Here is a 14,051-nt window from a genome sequence, read left to right on the forward strand (position 1 = left end):
AGATGGCACGAGACTCAAACAAGAACCGCTACCTGAATCGTTTGCGACTGGCTAAGGCCGGACTGCTTGCCGGACTGCTCGGCGTGCTCAGCGGTGCCGCGCACGCTGCCTGGCAACTCAATCTGCAAGAACCCGTGACCGCCACAGCGAAGCGCGTCTATGACCTCCACACCCTGCTAACCTGGGTGATCTTTGCCATCTTTGCCGGGGTCTTTACAGTAGTGGCCTATTCGCTGGTCTTTCACCGCCGGTCCAAGGGCCACAAGGCGGCTGACTTCCATGACAACACCACGGTCGAACTGGCCTGGACCATCGTTCCGGCGCTGATTCTGATTGGCATAGCCTTCCCAGCCACGTCTGCCCTGGTCAACATGCGCGACACCTCGCAGCCCGATCTCACAGTCAAGGTTACGGGGTACCAGTGGAAGTGGGGTTACGAATACCTCACCGGTGACGCCGCTGGCGTCAAATTCATGAGTGTGCTTTCCACTCCGCGCGATCAGATCGAAAACAAGGCCCCCAAGGGCGAGCACTATCTGCTGGAGGTCGACCACCCACTGGTGGTACCGGTCGGAAAAAAGGTGCGCATTCTCACGACGGCGACCGATGTGATTCACAACTGGTCGGTTCCAGCCTTCGCCGTGAAGACCGACGCCGTCCCTGGTTTCCTGCGCGATACCTGGTTCCGTGCTGACAAGGAAGGCACTTACCGCGGCCAGTGTTCGGAACTCTGTGGCAAGGACCACGGCTTCATGCCGGTGGTTGTGGAAGTGGTCTCCGAGGAAAAGTACGCCGCCTGGGTTTCCGATCAGAAGCAACAGATGGCTGCGGCAGCGGATGATCCGAACAAAATCTGGAAGCTTGATGAACTGGTTGCCCGCGGCGAGAAGATCTATACGGCCAACTGCTCTTCCTGCCACCAGGCGAACGGTCAAGGATTGCCGCCCGTGTTCCCCGCCCTGGACGGATCGAAGATTGTCAAGGGCCCGAAAGAAGGTCATCTCGACATCGTCATCAACGGCAAACCGGGCACTGCAATGGCGGCCTACGGCCCACAGTTGGGTGATACGGATATCGCTGCCGTTGTCGCCTACGAGCGGAACGCATGGACCAACAAACTCGGCGAAGTCATTCAACCCGCCGAAGTCAAGGCGCGTCGCGGTAAGTGATCGCGCTACCGGCCCTCAGGAGAAACTGATTATGCAAGCCACGCACACTGCCGGACATGCCGGCGATCATCATCATGACGACCACGCCCACTATCCGAGCGGCTGGAAGCGCTGGGTGACCACCACCAACCATAAGGACATCGGCTCGATGTACCTGTGGTTCAGCTTCGTGATGTTCCTTGTTGGCGGTGCGATGTCACTCATCATTCGCGCCGAACTGTTCTCCCCGGGACTGCAGTACGTGTCCCCGGAGTTCTACAATCAGATGCTGACTCTGCACGCCCTGATCATGGTCTTCGGCGCAATCATGCCGGCTTTCGTCGGCTTCGCCAACTGGATGATCCCGATGATGATCGGGGCCTCCGACATGGCATTCGCGCGGATGAACAACTGGAGTTTCTGGTTGCTGCCACCGGCCGCCATCTTGCTATCGGTATCAATATTCGTGCCTGGTGGCGCCGCTGGAACCGGCTGGACACTCTACCCCCCACTGTCGGTGCAAATGGGGATAGGGATGGACATGACCATCTTTGCGGTCCACATCCTTGGCATGTCGTCGATCATGGGTTCGATCAACATCGTCACCACCATTCTCAACCTGCGCGCACCCGGCATGACCCTGATGAAAATGCCTTTGTTCTGCTGGACGTGGCTGGTCACGGGTTTCCTGCTAATCGCGTCCATGCCGATCCTGGCTGGTGCGGTGACCATGCTTCTGACTGATCGCCATTTCGGGACTACTTTCTTCAATGCGGCCGGCGGTGGTGATCCGGTACTGTTTCAGCACATTTTCTGGTTTTTCGGCCACCCCGAGGTCTATATCATCGCCTTGCCCGCCTTCGGCGTCGTTTCCCATGTGATCCCGGCGTTCTCGCGCAAGCATCTGTTCGGCTATGCCTCGATGGTCTATGCAATTGCGGCAATTGGCCTGATCTCCTTCTTTGTCTGGGCGCACCACATGTATGTAACGGGCATTCCGCTCACGGGACAGCTCTACTTCATGTATGCAACAATGCTCATCGCCGTACCGACAGGGGTGAAGGTCTTCAATTGGGTCACCACCATGTGGCGAGGGTCGCTGACCTTTGAAACCCCGATGTTATTTGCACTTGGTTTCCTTGTTCTGTTCACCATCGGCGGGCTGACCGGCCTGGTACTGGCGATCACGGCGGTGGACATCCAGTTGCAGGATACCTATTACGTCGTAGCCCACTTTCACTACGTCATGGTCGCTGGAGCGCTTTTCTCTGCCTATGCCGGCCTCTATTTCTGGTTGCCGAAGTGGACCGGTCACATGTACAACGAAGGTTTGGGAAAACTGCACTTCTGGCTGTCGATCATCTTCTTCAACATCGCCTTTTTCCCGCAACACTTCCTTGGTCTGGCAGGCATGCCGCGCCGGATTCCCGACTATTCGCAGCAATTCGCAGATTTCAACGTGGTCTCCAGCGTTGGCGCCTTCGGCTTCGGTGTGAGTCAGTTGCTGGTCCTGATCGTCGTCTTCCAGGCCTTGAAAGGTGGCGCCAAGGCAGAAAGCCGGCCTTGGGATGGCGCGCACGGACTGGAATGGACTGTGCCTTCACCTGCTCCTTACCATACGTTTGAAGATCCGCCAGCATTTAATGCGGCTGAGGCACATACATGACCCGCGACCCATCGTCACGCGAACAGGTGAGCCGCCGCATCGCGATCGGTCTTGCCCTGTTTGCGACCGCCGTCTTTCTTAGCTTCATCATCCGCCAATGGATCGCCAGCAGTTGAATCCTGAATCCGGCCCACTTCCAGCAACCGCCGCCGACACACGGCCACGGGCAGTCAGTCACGCCCACACCGCTGCGGTCATGCTGACTGTCGTGGCTGGAAGCCTACTGTTTGTTGCCGCGCAGCCGCGTCTATACCGGGCCTTTTGCGAATGGACCGGTCTGTACGACATCGACCGTGCTGAACAGATTGCAAAGCCACCTCTCCCGGGAAGGTCCGTGACCCTGGAGTTTGATGCCAACAGTCATGAGAACGGGCTGCTCTTCCGTCCACAAACGAACAGCCTCACGACCAAGACTGGCGAAATCGTACACGTGGTCTATCGGGTTGAAAATACGCGCAACAGCACGGTGATCGGACAGGCGGTTCCTAGCTATGGCCCGCAGCATGCAGGCAGCTACGTGAAGAAGCTGGAGTGCTTTTGCTTCAAGCAGCAAACGTTTGCTCCGCACGAGGTCCGCGATATGAACGTCGTATTCCTGCTTGATTCAAAACTGCCAGAAGACGTTGGTACGGTCACACTTTCATATACCTTCTTCGAAGTCCCCGTGCCGGCCGGCAGCGCGAATTCATTGCCTACACGCGGGGAAAACCGGACGTGAATGATGTGGTCGTGAATCCACAACCGCCGAAGGACGGATTGTTTCGTACCATTCGTACGGTTGCTTGGGCGCTGTTGGGGATACGCGGGCACAAACCGTACACGCATGATGCGCCACCGTTGTCACCGTTGAAGTTGTTGATCACAGCACTCGCGTTCATGCTGGTTTTTGTGCTTTCACTGGTCAGCGTGGCAATTTACATCAGTCGTCATTGATGGACGCACGAGAAACAAGTAACAGGACCACAACGACAATATGATTTGGAGGGAATCAAAATGAGTCACCCCGCATCAGCTAGCCGCTATTTCGTTCCCGAGCCTTCGCACTGGCCGGTGGTTGGGTCGCTTGCGTTGCTCTTGTTGGCTACCGGAGCCATTCTGACGTTTAACTCGATTGCTTACGGCGCTTACTTTCTGTTCGGTGGGTTTGCCGTTCTGACTGTCATGCTGTTTGGCTGGTTTGGACGCGTTATTGGTGAATCGGAAGGCCAGCGCTATAACCTGCAGGTGGATCGTTCCTTCCGTTGGTCAATGGCCTGGTTTATCTTTTCGGAGGTGATGTTCTTCGCTGCCTTCTTTGGCGCCCTCTTCTATGTTCGTGTTCTATCGATTCCTGACCTGGCCAGCGCGGATCAGGCAACGCTTTGGGAGGGCTTCAAAAATCAATGGCCAACAGCTGGTCCTGCGGCCAAGGATGCCTTCACGCCGATGCATGCATGGGGCATCCCGGCGATCAATACCCTGCTACTGCTGAGCTCTGGAGCAACAGTGACCTGGGCGCACTGGGGATTGGTTGCCAACAAGCGGCAGCAGTTGATCATCGGTCTGTTCCTGACCGTGCTGCTTGGCCTGCTCTTTCTTGGCCTGCAGGTGTACGAATACCGTGAAGCCTATAGCCACTTCAACCTCAAGCTGACCACAGGTGTGTACGGTTCAACCTTTTACATGTTGACCGGTTTCCACGGTTTTCATGTGACGCTTGGTGCGACGATGTTGATCGTGATTCTATTGCGGGCAATGAAGGGGCATTTCACTCCCGAGCGACACTTTGCCTTTGAAGCCGTTGCCTGGTACTGGCACTTTGTGGACGTCGTCTGGCTTGGCTTGTTCGTCGTCGTCTATTGGCTGTAATTTTTCCCACTGGCACGTGGCGCACCAAGTGGTGCGCCACCCACCACTGCTTCTCGCCGGCCATCACAGGCGCTCAACGATCCAGCCAAACCAGTGCGCAGCCATCAAGAGTAGAAACAACCCAAACGAAAGGCCGACACGCAAGGACAGAGCCTTAACCGCTCTTTTCTTGTCTGGGCCGTGATCGCGATAGATATAGACCAGAGCGCTGCCTAGACTGGCGATGATCCCGATCAGCATCAGCACGACAAAGATGCGCATGCGCATTCTCCTCCTGAAATACCGCAGTCTACCCTAGTCTAGGACGCGCGATCCGCATACGACAACAACTTGGGCGCACAGCCGTTCTCCCGATGTCGATCTTTCCCCCCAAGCGCGCACCTCTGCGCCTGCTGCTGGTCATTCTGGTCGTTCTGACGTGCCTCGCCATGTCCCGCCTGCAACTCTGGCGTGCGGAGACTCGGGGCGAACGCTTCGCGCGCGAGCAGACTGCCCTCGTCTCGACACCCATCTTTTTGTCGGCACAGCAGCGCGACCTCGAAAGCCTGATCGGCAGGGCGGCGACCGCACGCGGTCACTGGCTTACGGAGAAAACGATCTTTCTGGATAACAAGATCTATCGCAGCCGCCCCGGCTATCATGTGCTCACGCCTTTACAATTGTCGGGCAGCAGCTCCGTGGTATTGGTCAACCGTGGCTGGGTTCCAGCCCCGAGACTACGCTCCGAAGTTCCATCGATTACATCACCGACAGGTGAAATCGAGATTGTCGGCGTGGTTCACAACTTTGAAACCAGGATATTCGAATTGCAGAATACCTCGCCAGAAGGACCCGTCTGGCAACATGTACGGGAGGTGGATTATCGCCAGATCAGTGGCCTGGACGCGTTACCGGTGATTCTGATGCAGACGGCTGCGAACGGCGATGGCCTGGTCCGTGATTGGGCAACGCCTGACAATCCCGCGATGAAACACTATGGCTACGCAGCGATGTGGCTGGTTTTCGCTCTCATGGCTGCAGTATACGGCGTCCTTGCAAGGACAACACTATGACCTCACAGAAACAGGCGGGACAGAATGCCCCTGTGAACCAATCACCGCACGCCACAGCTTCGAACCCGACCAAGGGCCGGCTGATATTGCTGGCGATCATTGCGATAGGCGCGTTGCCGCTTCTTGCCGCGCTCTATTTTCGCTATGTCTCACCTCCGGAGGTCAAGGCAACGGTTGGTCAGCCACTTGAGCCTGTGGTACTTCCGTTTGAATTACTGCGACGCAGCGATGGGAACCAGTTGGAGCATCGACAAGTCAGCGGCAAGTGGCTGGTGATTTTTGCAGCACCCGGTGGCTGCGATGCACGGTGCCAGCACACACTTTATCTGACGCGACAAGCGCGCACCGCACAGGGACGCAATATGGAACGGATCGACCGCCTTTGGCTGATCACCGATACCACGCCACCGGCCGCGACGCTGTTGGCGGCTCACCCTGACCTGGTTTTGGTTCACGCGACAGACGCCAAGCTGATGGACCTTCTCGGCGGAAGTAACAGCCGCCATATCAATCTGGTAGACCGACGTGGCCTCGTAGTCTTTCGCTACCCTGACAATCCTGATCCAACGGCCTTCATCCGCGAACTCGGCAAACTGGTCAAGCTGTGACTACCAGAATGGCGTACCACTAGCTACATCTCGGGTGACTCAGAGCCAATATTCAGGTGGATCCTGGCAAGCACACGCCACCGTTTCGATTGGGTGTGGAGAAATCCCCAAAAACTCTCCATTGGTGAACGTCGGTTAGTCGCAGATCCGCGCGTCAACGGAGGATAAATCCTGGGACATGACTTTCATGCTCGGAGGTTTCTGGAAAAGTCATGACCGTTAGGTTTGTTCCGCCAGGGAGGTCAGATTCACCCGCATCTTCTGCATTGCCTTAACTTCGATCTGGCGAATTCGCTCGGCGGAGACACCGAATTCCGCCGCCAGTTCGTGCAAGGTGGCCGAATGCTCATCGGTCAGCCAACGTGCCTCGACAATGCGACGGCTGCGTGGATCGAGAGCGGCCAGCGCACTTTGCAGTCCATCATTCTGCAAGTACGTACGCGCACGGGATTCAAGCACACGGAGCGGTTCACTCGAATGGTCGGAGAGATAGGCAATCGGAGCAAACGCATCCTCATCGTCATTGTCGCCTTCCAGCGCCAGATCATGACCCGATAATCGAGTGTCCATCTCGATCACCTCGTCCGGTTTGACTGACAAGCGATGCGCAATATCCGCCACCTGCAACGAACTGAGGCCCTCGCTATTCGCTTTCATGCCGCGCAGATTGAAGAACAGCTTCCGCTGCGCTTTGGTCGTTGCCACTTTGACCATCCGCCAGTTCTTCAGGACGTACTCATGAATCTCCGCCTTGATCCACTGGATGGCGAACGAAACCAGGCGCACTCCGCGCTTCGGGTCGAAACGCTTCACCGCTTTCATCAGGCCGATATTACCCTCCTGAATCAGGTCGGCGTGGGACAGACCGTACCCGAGATACCCGCGCGCGATGGCAATCACCAAACGCAGATGCGACAGTATCAATTGCCGTGCCGCATCGAGATCTTCCTCCTCGCGAAAGCGGGTAGCCAGACAAAACTCCTCTTCCTCGCTGAGCAGCGGAAATTGCCTGACCGCCTGGATATAAGCGTCAATGCTGCCGACAGCAGAAACCGTGGGAAAAGCCAAGGCTTGCGTCATGGAATCATTCCTCCTTCACATTACCGATTATGAGCCCTATTTTAGCACTCGCCGCATGAGAGTGCTAATTGACAGAAAAGTTCGTCCGGCCCAAATTCCACACCAGAACCCCAGCAAAGAAATATTTTTTCCTTTGCTGTAAGTAATTCTGCAATGCCAGCGTCTAAGGGATGTCAGAGAACTGGTTATAGAACGGCCAGCTTTGACTCAACCCATCCAATGAGAGGAGAATCAAATGTCAAATCAACTGTCTGGTGTCGCTATCGCCGCTGCCGCGGCGGCCCTTTTTGCTACTGGCAGCATCATGATCCCCAGCGTTCACGCCGCGGAAGGAGGCTCGGTACACTGTGCCGGCATCAATTCGTGCAAGGGCCATTCCGAATGCAAGACGGCCAAGAGCGAGTGCAAAGGAACGAACGCCTGCAAGGGCCAGGGCTGGGTAACCAAAGCCAGCGCCAAGGAATGCACCGATGCGGGTGGCAAGGTCGTCAAGTAAGCTTGCTGCCATGCGGCGTGACCGGGCTGCCCACAGGCCAACGGTCACGCCCGAGGCCAACCTGCAGGAGAGGCGATGCGCAACACCCTGAACGGCTTCGGCCTGGGCCTTCGTACTGAACATTACCGGGATTTTGTCGAGTCTCCATGGCACGTGGACTGGCTTGAAATCATCTCCGAAAACTATCTCGTCGCGGGGGGCAAACCCCTTTACTATCTTGATCGCATCCGCCGTGACTATCCTATGGTGATGCATGGTGTTTCGCTCTCGATTGGCAGCTGCGATGCACCTGATTCTGCGTACTTGCGGCAGTTGCGAGCACTGGTCGACCGCGTTGAGCCGGCCTGGGTTTCGGACCATCTGTGCTGGACCGGAACCGGATCGTTGAACCTCCACGATCTGCTGCCACTGCCTTACACCGAGGCGGCCCTGCGGCAACTCGAGGCCCGCGTGGCCCAGGTACAGGAGGCTCTCGGCCAACCGCTATTGCTGGAGAACGTTTCCAGCTATGTGCGCTACCGCGCCGACGAGATGAGCGAATGGGAGTTCATCGGCGAATTGGTCAGGCGTACCGGCTGTGAGTTGCTGCTCGACGTGAATAATGTCTACGTGAGCAGTGTCAATCACCATTTCAATCCGCATACCTTCATTGATGCCATGCCGCTTACTGCAGTTCGCCAGATTCATCTCGCTGGACACGAGAAGCATGGCGGTTACCTCATCGATACCCACGATCAACCAATTTGTGAAGCCGTCTGGGATCTGTACGCCTATACCGTTGGACGACTTGGTTCGATACCAACGATGATCGAACGCGACGACAACATTCCGCCGCTCGCGGAACTCATCGCCGAACTCGACTGCGTTCGTGCGCTGGCACAGCGCATCCAGGCCAAACAGGCAGCATGAGCACCCTGGCCGATTTGCAGCAGCGCTTCCAACAGAGCATTCTGCTTGACCATCCGACTCCGGGTTTATTTGCTGCGGAGGGGGCGGTGCTGGCAGGAGGAATGAGCGTTTACCTGCAAGCTTATCGTGCCCGCCTGACGGCGGCTCTGGCAGACAATTTCCTGGTTCTGCAGCGGGCGCTCAGTGATGACGCCTTTGCTGTTCTGGCGCATGCGTATATCGACGCGCACCCATCGCATTTCCGTTCGATTCGCTGGTACGGCCACAGGCTGGTGGAGTTTCTTGCTGCTGCCCCAGAGCGCTTGCCACATCCGGCGCTGCTCGACCTGGCACGGATGGACTGGGCAATGCGTACGGCCTTTGATGCTGCAGACGCCACCACCCTCACTGCCGACGATCTCGCTGCGTTGCAGCTTCAGGACTGGCCCCAACGGCGATTCACCCCCCTTCCCTCCTTGCAGATGATCGATCTGACGTGGTGTGTCGAGCCAATCTGGAAAGCACTCGATGCGGACGCCGCAGCCACTAGCGAGGAACCACAACCATCGGTACATGTACTGCTGATCTGGCGGCCCACTCTCGATTGCTGCTGGCGGTCTTCCGATACCTGCGAAGCAGCGGCTCTGCGAGCCTTGACCCTGGGGGCCAGTTTCGCCGACTGTTGCACGGTGATTGCCGAATCCGGAGTACCGGAACCGGCGCAGACGGCTGCCGGTTTTCTTCAGCGTTGGATCGCCGAAGGTCTTCTCGCTAAGGATTGAGAGGAACATGCCAATACTCCCAGGAAACCCCATGACGACGAGGTGTACGGACTGCGGCACGGCCTTTGTCTGCGGGGCGGTGGCCGGTCTCCCCAGTTGCTGGTGTATGAAAAAGCCGACCCTGTCCCTTGAAGCGAGTGCGGCGGCCGCCGGCTGTTACTGCCCGGCCTGTCTGGAGCAGCGGCTCAGTGCTCAGACATCCGCTCAGGAAGCATGAGAATTGCGTCGCGGTTGCTCCACGAAAAACATTTCGCAGCCGCTTCCCGCCACGGCAGCCAGCAGTAACGCAAGTGCTCTTCGGCAGCAATGGTGACCGGCTGTGCTGCCGGAAGTAGCAAAGAGAAGACATGCTCGGTATTGTGCAGGACACCCGGAGCGTAACGATGTCGCCATTCGGCAAAAATCTCGTAGCGATTGCTGAGTTGCCAATCCACAAGACCCTCGGCGAGCACCTTGATCCCGGTTTCCTCCCCGACTTCACGGATGGCAGTTGTCAGCAATGGCTCGCCCTCTTCCTGGCTGCCAGTCACGGACTGCCAGTAACCTGCATGAGTAGCGCGTTCGAGCAACAACACCTGCAAGTCCCGAGTATGGATCACGACCAGCACCGACACCGGCCGCTTGTATTGCTTCATGCCAGAGTCGGGAGAGCCGCCAGTCCGTCAGCACGGAGATCGTAAAATACCCACATCGGTAAGTCCTGCAAGCGCCATTCGGCAATGGCCGCGGCAAACACCTCGTTTACCGCGTGAAAAGATACCGGATCCTGGGCTTGCAGAATTTCAGCCCGGGTGATGATCAGGACATAACCAGCGGCTTCAAACCACGAAAAATCGGTCAGACAATCCTTGAGGGCATCAAGGTTGTGTCCGTACCACTCGGGCAAATCGAGATCCCGTCCGAGTGTCGAAAGGACGCTGTCGATGCAGTCAGAGTCGTCAAAACTGACGTCAAAACAGGCGAGGCCGGCCGCTTCCGCAGCCGCTTTGACAACCCTGTGAGCAGTCACAGGCAGATGGTAAATACCGGCCTGTGTTGCATCCACAAGCAAGTTCTGCAAGTCGTTCTGGCTCATGGTTATTCGCGTATACGGCGGAAACTACGGTAATGATCATCAGTGTAATAGTACTCGCCGGAGTTGGCGACATCACCGTCGCGTCCCTCGCCGGCGATGATTCGTCGCGCGCCACGGTCGCGACTAGCCGGCGTCGGCACCGTATACTCTCGATAGTAGCCGCGCGGCTGCAATGGTAAGCGCTTCTCGAAATTTCCAAAAATGCTGCCATCCTTGCGCGGGTAAGGAAAGGGTCCGCCCTGCCGGATCAGACGCAGGGTCTGCAATGCCTCCGGTGGCAAATCGGCCAACGCGACGCTCGCCAGTGGCCTGGGTTCACGTGCCTGAGCCACGCCAAGCAGAGCACCGAGCAGTGCAGCCAGCAGCAATAGCCGCAGAAGAGTCACGATTTTCAGCACCTGCAATTACCCTTTGCCAATCTCGACTTGCGTTTCGACTCTCTGGCGCAGGCGGATGTGCAGTTCCCGGAGTTGTTTTTCGTCCACGCCGCTCGGTGCGTCGGTGAGCAGGCACTGCGCACGCTGGGTTTTCGGGAAGGCGATCACGTCACGGATCGACTCGGCTCCGGCCATCAGCGTCACGATGCGATCCAGGCCAAAAGCCAGACCACCGTGGGGAGGAGCACCGTACTTGAGGGCATCAAGCAGGAACCCGAACTTGAGCTGCGCCTCTTCCTTACCGATGCCGAGCGCCCTGAAGACCTGTTCCTGGATTGCCGCACGGTGAATCCGCACCGATCCACCACCAAGCTCTGAACCGTTGAGTGCCAGGTCGTAGGCTTTGGCCAGGCAGCGTCCTGGATCGCTTTCGAGCAGTGACTGATGCTCGTCCTTCGGACTGGTGAAAGGGTGGTGGCAAGCCGTCCAACGCTTCTCTTCTGGGTCATAGTCGAACATTGGAAAGTCGACAACCCATACCGGCTCCCAGGCATGGCCATTGACGAAGCCCTTTTCATGTCCGATTCTGGTGCGCAGGGCACCGAGCGCGTCGTTGACCACCTTGCATCTGTCTGCACCAAAAAAAATCAGGTCTCCCGACTGCGCGCCGGTCCGCTCGACGATCGTCTGCAGCGCGCGCGCGTGCAGGTTTTTGACGATCGGTGATTGCAGGCCAGCCTCGTTGAGTTGCGTGACATCGTTGACCTTGATGTAGGCCAGCCCTCTGGCGCCATAGATGCCGACAAACTGGGTATAGGCATCGATCTCGCCACGAGTCAGGCTGGCCCCACCGGGAATGCGCAGGGCAGCAATACGACCTCCCTCGCTGTTGGCGACACTGGCGAAGACCTTGAAGGAGACATCCTTCAGGGCGTCGGCGACTTCGACGAGTTCGAGAGTCACACGCAAATCGGGCTTGTCTGAGCCATAGCGTTGCATGGCCTCAGCATGGCTCAGGCGCGGGAATGGATTGGGCAGATCGGCGGCGATCGCATCCTTGAACACCGCCCGGATCAGTTCTTCCATCAGTCCGATAATTTCGCCCTCGCTCATGAACGAGGTCTCGATATCGATCTGGGTGAATTCCGGTTGGCGGTCGGCGCGCAGATCTTCGTCGCGGAAACACTTGGTGATCTGATAGTAACGGTCAAACCCGGCAATCATCAGTAACTGCTTGAAAAGTTGCGGTGACTGAGGAAGAGCGAAGAACTGGCCGGGATGTACCCGCGAGGGAACCAGATAATCGCGCGCGCCCTCGGGAGTGCTCTTGGTGAGCATCGGAGTTTCGATATCGATGAAACCAGCATCGTCCAGAAAGCGCCGGAAGGCCCGCGCCGTGCGGTAACGAAGTTGCAAGTTGCCCTGCATCTGCGGACGCCGCAGGTCGAGCACCCTGTGCAGCAGACGAATGTTCTCCGACAGATTCTCTTCGTCGAGCTGGAACGGTGGTGTCACCGACGGATTAAGGATTTCCATCTCGTGGCAAAGAATCTCTATCGCACCGCTGGCAATATTGGGGTTGACTGTACCCTCAGGTCGGGCGCGGACTTTGCCGGCAATCCGCAGGCAGAACTCGTTGCGAACCGACTCCGCGGTCTTGAACATCAGCGGACGATCGGGGTCGCATACGATCTGTGCCAGTCCCTCGCGGTCGCGGAGATCGACGAAGATTACGCCGCCATGGTCGCGGCGCCGATGCGCCCAGCCGCAAAGTGTGACATCCTGGCCAATAAGCTGTGAATCGACTTGCCCACAATAATGAGTACGCATGCTGTTTTCCGAGTGACTTGTTTGAGGTTATGGTCGGCTGGAAGCGTTCGCGGTCTGCGGTCGTAACGGCGGAGCCACAACGCCCATCGAGATCACATATTTCAGTGCGGTGTCCACGCTCATGTCGAGTTCGATGACTTCCGTTCTCGGCAGCATCAGAAAGAAGCCCGAAGTCGGATTCGGTGTCGTGGGAATGTAAACACTGACATGCTCGCCATCGAGATGCCGAAGCATTTCACCACCCGGCTGACCGGTGAGAAAAGCGATTGTCCAGGAGCCACGCCGCGGATATTCGATCAGCAATGCTTTGCGAAAAGCGTTTCCGGATGATGAAAAGAGCGTGTCTGAAACCTGTTTGACACTGTGATAGATCGAATTAACGACCGGAATGCGTGCCAGCAACAACTCCCACCAGGCGACCAGCCGCTGCCCGATGAAATTGGCAGCGAGGAGCCCGGTGAGAAAGATGATCAGCAAGGTCAAGACCGCCCCGACACCCGGGATGTCGAAACCCAGCACCGTGCGCGGGTGTATCGCTTCCGGCAACAGGCGCAAGGACTGATCCATGGCTCCAACGATCAGCACCAGTACCCAGGCGGTGATTGCCAGCGGAACCCAGATCAGCAGGCCGGTGATGAAATAGCGCTTGATCAGTGGTCGGCGCACGCCGTGGCTCCGGTCACGCAGGCAGGCCCTTTTTCCTGGGATGTCTTGGTACTTGTTTCGTTGGGTTTTTCGTTTCCTTCCGTTTTTTCGGTCGACGCAGGCGATCTACCACCCTTGAAGTCGGTTGCATACCAGCCACTGCCTTTCAACTGGAAACCGGCAGCGGTCAGTTGCTTGGTATAGGTGGCCTGACCGCATTGGGGACAGATATGCAATGCCGCGTCGCTCAGTTTTTGCAAATGATCTTTCTCGAAGCCACAGGAACCGCAACGATAGGCGTAGATCGGCATGAGTAACCCTCAGAAAACGCTTGAAAACCTATAATTATACGCGAACTGACGACAGGTCAGGCTGCTACGTCGCCAACGGCGCCAGGGCAATCGCATGAATCTTATACAAGACCCAGGAGTTGGGCCCGGAAGCTGTCAGAAGTTGCGGCGATGAGGCGCTGCACCTGGAGGCCGCCCTTGCGTTTCACGGGCGCGGTGCGCAGGAGGTTGAGGACCCACTGGCACAGGACCGCAAGGTTGTGGGC

Annotated in this window: 19 protein-coding genes and 1 pseudogene; 11 read left to right on the top strand and 9 right to left on the bottom strand. The window is 57.3% G+C overall.

What is annotated here, in order from left to right:
- Positions 1-2: 2 nt before the first annotated feature.
- The 5 genes from coxB to AW06_RS04825 all read left to right on the top strand — a co-directional run bounded on the left by coxB (position 3) and on the right by AW06_RS04825 (position 4,662).
- Positions 3-1,169 carry a cytochrome c oxidase subunit II gene (gene coxB, locus AW06_RS04805; RefSeq protein WP_138678381.1) on the top strand — a complete coding sequence of 389 codons (1,167 nt, stop codon included), beginning with the start codon at positions 3-5 and terminating at the stop codon, positions 1,167-1,169.
- 31 nt (positions 1,170-1,200) lie between these two features.
- Positions 1,201-2,814 carry a cytochrome c oxidase subunit I gene (ctaD, locus tag AW06_RS04810; RefSeq protein ID WP_034946405.1) on the top strand — a complete coding sequence of 538 codons (1,614 nt, stop codon included), beginning with the start codon at positions 1,201-1,203 and terminating at the stop codon, positions 2,812-2,814.
- Positions 2,815-2,911: 97 nt separating this feature from the next.
- The gene (locus tag AW06_RS04815; protein ID WP_138678380.1) at positions 2,912-3,532 is read left to right on the top strand and encodes a cytochrome c oxidase assembly protein; all 621 of its coding nucleotides are present in this window, start codon (positions 2,912-2,914) and stop codon (positions 3,530-3,532) included.
- Positions 3,529-3,747 (top strand): DUF2970 domain-containing protein, encoded by a 219-nt coding sequence (locus AW06_RS04820; RefSeq protein ID WP_034946408.1) that lies wholly within the window; start codon positions 3,529-3,531, stop codon positions 3,745-3,747. Before AW06_RS04815 ends, AW06_RS04820 begins: the two co-directional genes overlap by 4 nt.
- 60 nt (positions 3,748-3,807) lie before the next feature.
- Positions 3,808-4,662 carry a cytochrome c oxidase subunit 3 gene (locus AW06_RS04825; RefSeq protein ID WP_034946411.1) on the top strand — a complete coding sequence of 285 codons (855 nt, stop codon included), beginning with the start codon at positions 3,808-3,810 and terminating at the stop codon, positions 4,660-4,662.
- A 63-nt stretch (positions 4,663-4,725) separates the two neighbouring features.
- Here AW06_RS04825 and AW06_RS04830 read toward each other — a convergent pair whose 3' ends face one another.
- Positions 4,726-4,923: a twin transmembrane helix small protein gene (locus tag AW06_RS04830; protein WP_034946471.1), complete on the bottom strand. Its 198-nt coding sequence runs from the start codon at positions 4,921-4,923 to the stop codon at positions 4,726-4,728.
- Between the two features lie 92 nt (positions 4,924-5,015).
- Between AW06_RS04830 and AW06_RS04835 the strand changes: the two genes are divergently transcribed.
- Both AW06_RS04835 and AW06_RS04840 read left to right on the top strand, forming a co-directional pair.
- Positions 5,016-5,714 carry an SURF1 family protein gene (locus AW06_RS04835; protein WP_138678378.1) on the top strand — a complete coding sequence of 233 codons (699 nt, stop codon included), beginning with the start codon at positions 5,016-5,018 and terminating at the stop codon, positions 5,712-5,714.
- A 32-nt stretch (positions 5,715-5,746) separates the two neighbouring features.
- On the top strand, positions 5,747-6,322 hold the full coding sequence (locus AW06_RS04840; protein WP_273704386.1) for a hypothetical protein: 576 nt from the start codon (positions 5,747-5,749) through the stop codon (positions 6,320-6,322).
- 219 nt (positions 6,323-6,541) lie between these two features.
- Here the strand turns inward: AW06_RS04840 and rpoH are convergent, their stop codons facing one another.
- Positions 6,542-7,402: an RNA polymerase sigma factor RpoH gene (gene rpoH, locus AW06_RS04845; protein WP_034946414.1), complete on the bottom strand. Its 861-nt coding sequence runs from the start codon at positions 7,400-7,402 to the stop codon at positions 6,542-6,544.
- Positions 7,403-7,637: 235 nt separating this feature from the next.
- Between rpoH and AW06_RS04850 the strand changes: the two genes are divergently transcribed.
- The 4 genes from AW06_RS04850 (at position 7,638) to AW06_RS19910 (ending at position 9,785) form a co-directional block, all read left to right on the top strand.
- Positions 7,638-7,898, top strand: coding sequence for a hypothetical protein (locus AW06_RS04850; protein WP_034946417.1), 261 nt, complete (start codon positions 7,638-7,640; stop codon positions 7,896-7,898).
- A 75-nt stretch (positions 7,899-7,973) separates the two neighbouring features.
- On the top strand, positions 7,974-8,807 hold the full coding sequence (locus AW06_RS04855; RefSeq protein ID WP_034946420.1) for a DUF692 domain-containing protein: 834 nt from the start codon (positions 7,974-7,976) through the stop codon (positions 8,805-8,807).
- Positions 8,804-9,568, top strand: a complete 765-nt coding sequence (locus AW06_RS04860) for a DNA-binding domain-containing protein (RefSeq protein WP_034946423.1) — start codon at positions 8,804-8,806, stop codon at positions 9,566-9,568. Before AW06_RS04855 ends, AW06_RS04860 begins: the two co-directional genes overlap by 4 nt.
- Before the next feature lie 31 nt (positions 9,569-9,599).
- On the top strand, positions 9,600-9,785 hold the full coding sequence (locus tag AW06_RS19910; RefSeq protein WP_273704387.1) for a cysteine-rich CWC family protein: 186 nt from the start codon (positions 9,600-9,602) through the stop codon (positions 9,783-9,785).
- On the opposite strand, the gene nudB is transcribed toward AW06_RS19910, so the two are convergent.
- The 7 genes and pseudogenes from nudB to AW06_RS19920 all read right to left on the bottom strand — a co-directional run.
- Positions 9,754-10,203, bottom strand: a complete 450-nt coding sequence (gene nudB, locus AW06_RS04865; protein ID WP_034946426.1) for a dihydroneopterin triphosphate diphosphatase — start codon at positions 10,201-10,203, stop codon at positions 9,754-9,756. The genes AW06_RS19910 and nudB overlap by 32 nt on opposite strands.
- Positions 10,200-10,643, bottom strand: a complete 444-nt coding sequence (locus AW06_RS19915) for a barstar family protein (RefSeq protein ID WP_273704388.1) — start codon at positions 10,641-10,643, stop codon at positions 10,200-10,202. Before AW06_RS19915 ends, nudB begins: the two co-directional genes overlap by 4 nt.
- Positions 10,644-10,645: 2 nt before the next feature.
- Positions 10,646-10,984, bottom strand: coding sequence for a ribonuclease domain-containing protein (locus AW06_RS04875; RefSeq protein WP_246148755.1), 339 nt, complete (start codon positions 10,982-10,984; stop codon positions 10,646-10,648).
- 63 nt (positions 10,985-11,047) lie between these two features.
- Positions 11,048-12,850 carry an aspartate--tRNA ligase gene (gene aspS, locus AW06_RS04880; RefSeq protein ID WP_034946429.1) on the bottom strand — a complete coding sequence of 601 codons (1,803 nt, stop codon included), beginning with the start codon at positions 12,848-12,850 and terminating at the stop codon, positions 11,048-11,050.
- 27 nt (positions 12,851-12,877) lie between these two features.
- Positions 12,878-13,501: a DUF502 domain-containing protein gene (locus AW06_RS04885; protein ID WP_034946487.1), complete on the bottom strand. Its 624-nt coding sequence runs from the start codon at positions 13,499-13,501 to the stop codon at positions 12,878-12,880.
- Positions 13,501-13,806: an FmdB family zinc ribbon protein gene (locus AW06_RS04890; RefSeq protein ID WP_034946450.1), complete on the bottom strand. Its 306-nt coding sequence runs from the start codon at positions 13,804-13,806 to the stop codon at positions 13,501-13,503. Before AW06_RS04890 ends, AW06_RS04885 begins: the two co-directional genes overlap by 1 nt.
- Before the next feature lie 101 nt (positions 13,807-13,907).
- Positions 13,908-14,051 (bottom strand): annotated as a pseudogene (locus tag AW06_RS19920) (ISAs1 family transposase); the annotation flags it as partial.

This window comes from Candidatus Accumulibacter cognatus (genome assembly GCF_000584975.1).
Lineage (GTDB): Bacteria > Pseudomonadota > Gammaproteobacteria > Burkholderiales > Rhodocyclaceae > Accumulibacter > Accumulibacter cognatus.

What these genes read in the sequence shown, in the direction of transcription:
- rpoH (WP_034946414.1), bottom strand. Translation starts at nt 7,402, where the DNA reads ATGACGCAAGCCTTGGCTTTTCCCACGGTTTCTGCTGTCGGCAGCATT.
- AW06_RS04830 (WP_034946471.1), bottom strand. Translation starts at nt 4,923, where the DNA reads ATGCGCATCTTTGTCGTGCTGATGCTGATCGGGATCATCGCCAGTCTA.
- nudB (WP_034946426.1), bottom strand. Translation starts at nt 10,203, where the DNA reads ATGAAGCAATACAAGCGGCCGGTGTCGGTGCTGGTCGTGATCCATACT.
- aspS (WP_034946429.1), bottom strand. Translation starts at nt 12,850, where the DNA reads ATGCGTACTCATTATTGTGGGCAAGTCGATTCACAGCTTATTGGCCAG.
- AW06_RS19910 (WP_273704387.1), top strand. Translation starts at nt 9,600, where the DNA reads ATGACGACGAGGTGTACGGACTGCGGCACGGCCTTTGTCTGCGGGGCG.
- AW06_RS04855 (WP_034946420.1), top strand. Translation starts at nt 7,974, where the DNA reads ATGCGCAACACCCTGAACGGCTTCGGCCTGGGCCTTCGTACTGAACAT.
- AW06_RS19915 (WP_273704388.1), bottom strand. Translation starts at nt 10,643, where the DNA reads ATGAGCCAGAACGACTTGCAGAACTTGCTTGTGGATGCAACACAGGCC.
- AW06_RS04890 (WP_034946450.1), bottom strand. Translation starts at nt 13,806, where the DNA reads ATGCCGATCTACGCCTATCGTTGCGGTTCCTGTGGCTTCGAGAAAGAT.
- AW06_RS04860 (WP_034946423.1), top strand. Translation starts at nt 8,804, where the DNA reads ATGAGCACCCTGGCCGATTTGCAGCAGCGCTTCCAACAGAGCATTCTG.
- AW06_RS04850 (WP_034946417.1), top strand. Translation starts at nt 7,638, where the DNA reads ATGTCAAATCAACTGTCTGGTGTCGCTATCGCCGCTGCCGCGGCGGCC.
- AW06_RS04825 (WP_034946411.1), top strand. Translation starts at nt 3,808, where the DNA reads ATGAGTCACCCCGCATCAGCTAGCCGCTATTTCGTTCCCGAGCCTTCG.
- ctaD (WP_034946405.1), top strand. Translation starts at nt 1,201, where the DNA reads ATGCAAGCCACGCACACTGCCGGACATGCCGGCGATCATCATCATGAC.
- AW06_RS04835 (WP_138678378.1), top strand. Translation starts at nt 5,016, where the DNA reads ATGTCGATCTTTCCCCCCAAGCGCGCACCTCTGCGCCTGCTGCTGGTC.
- AW06_RS04815 (WP_138678380.1), top strand. Translation starts at nt 2,912, where the DNA reads ATGGATCGCCAGCAGTTGAATCCTGAATCCGGCCCACTTCCAGCAACC.
- coxB (WP_138678381.1), top strand. Translation starts at nt 3, where the DNA reads ATGGCACGAGACTCAAACAAGAACCGCTACCTGAATCGTTTGCGACTG.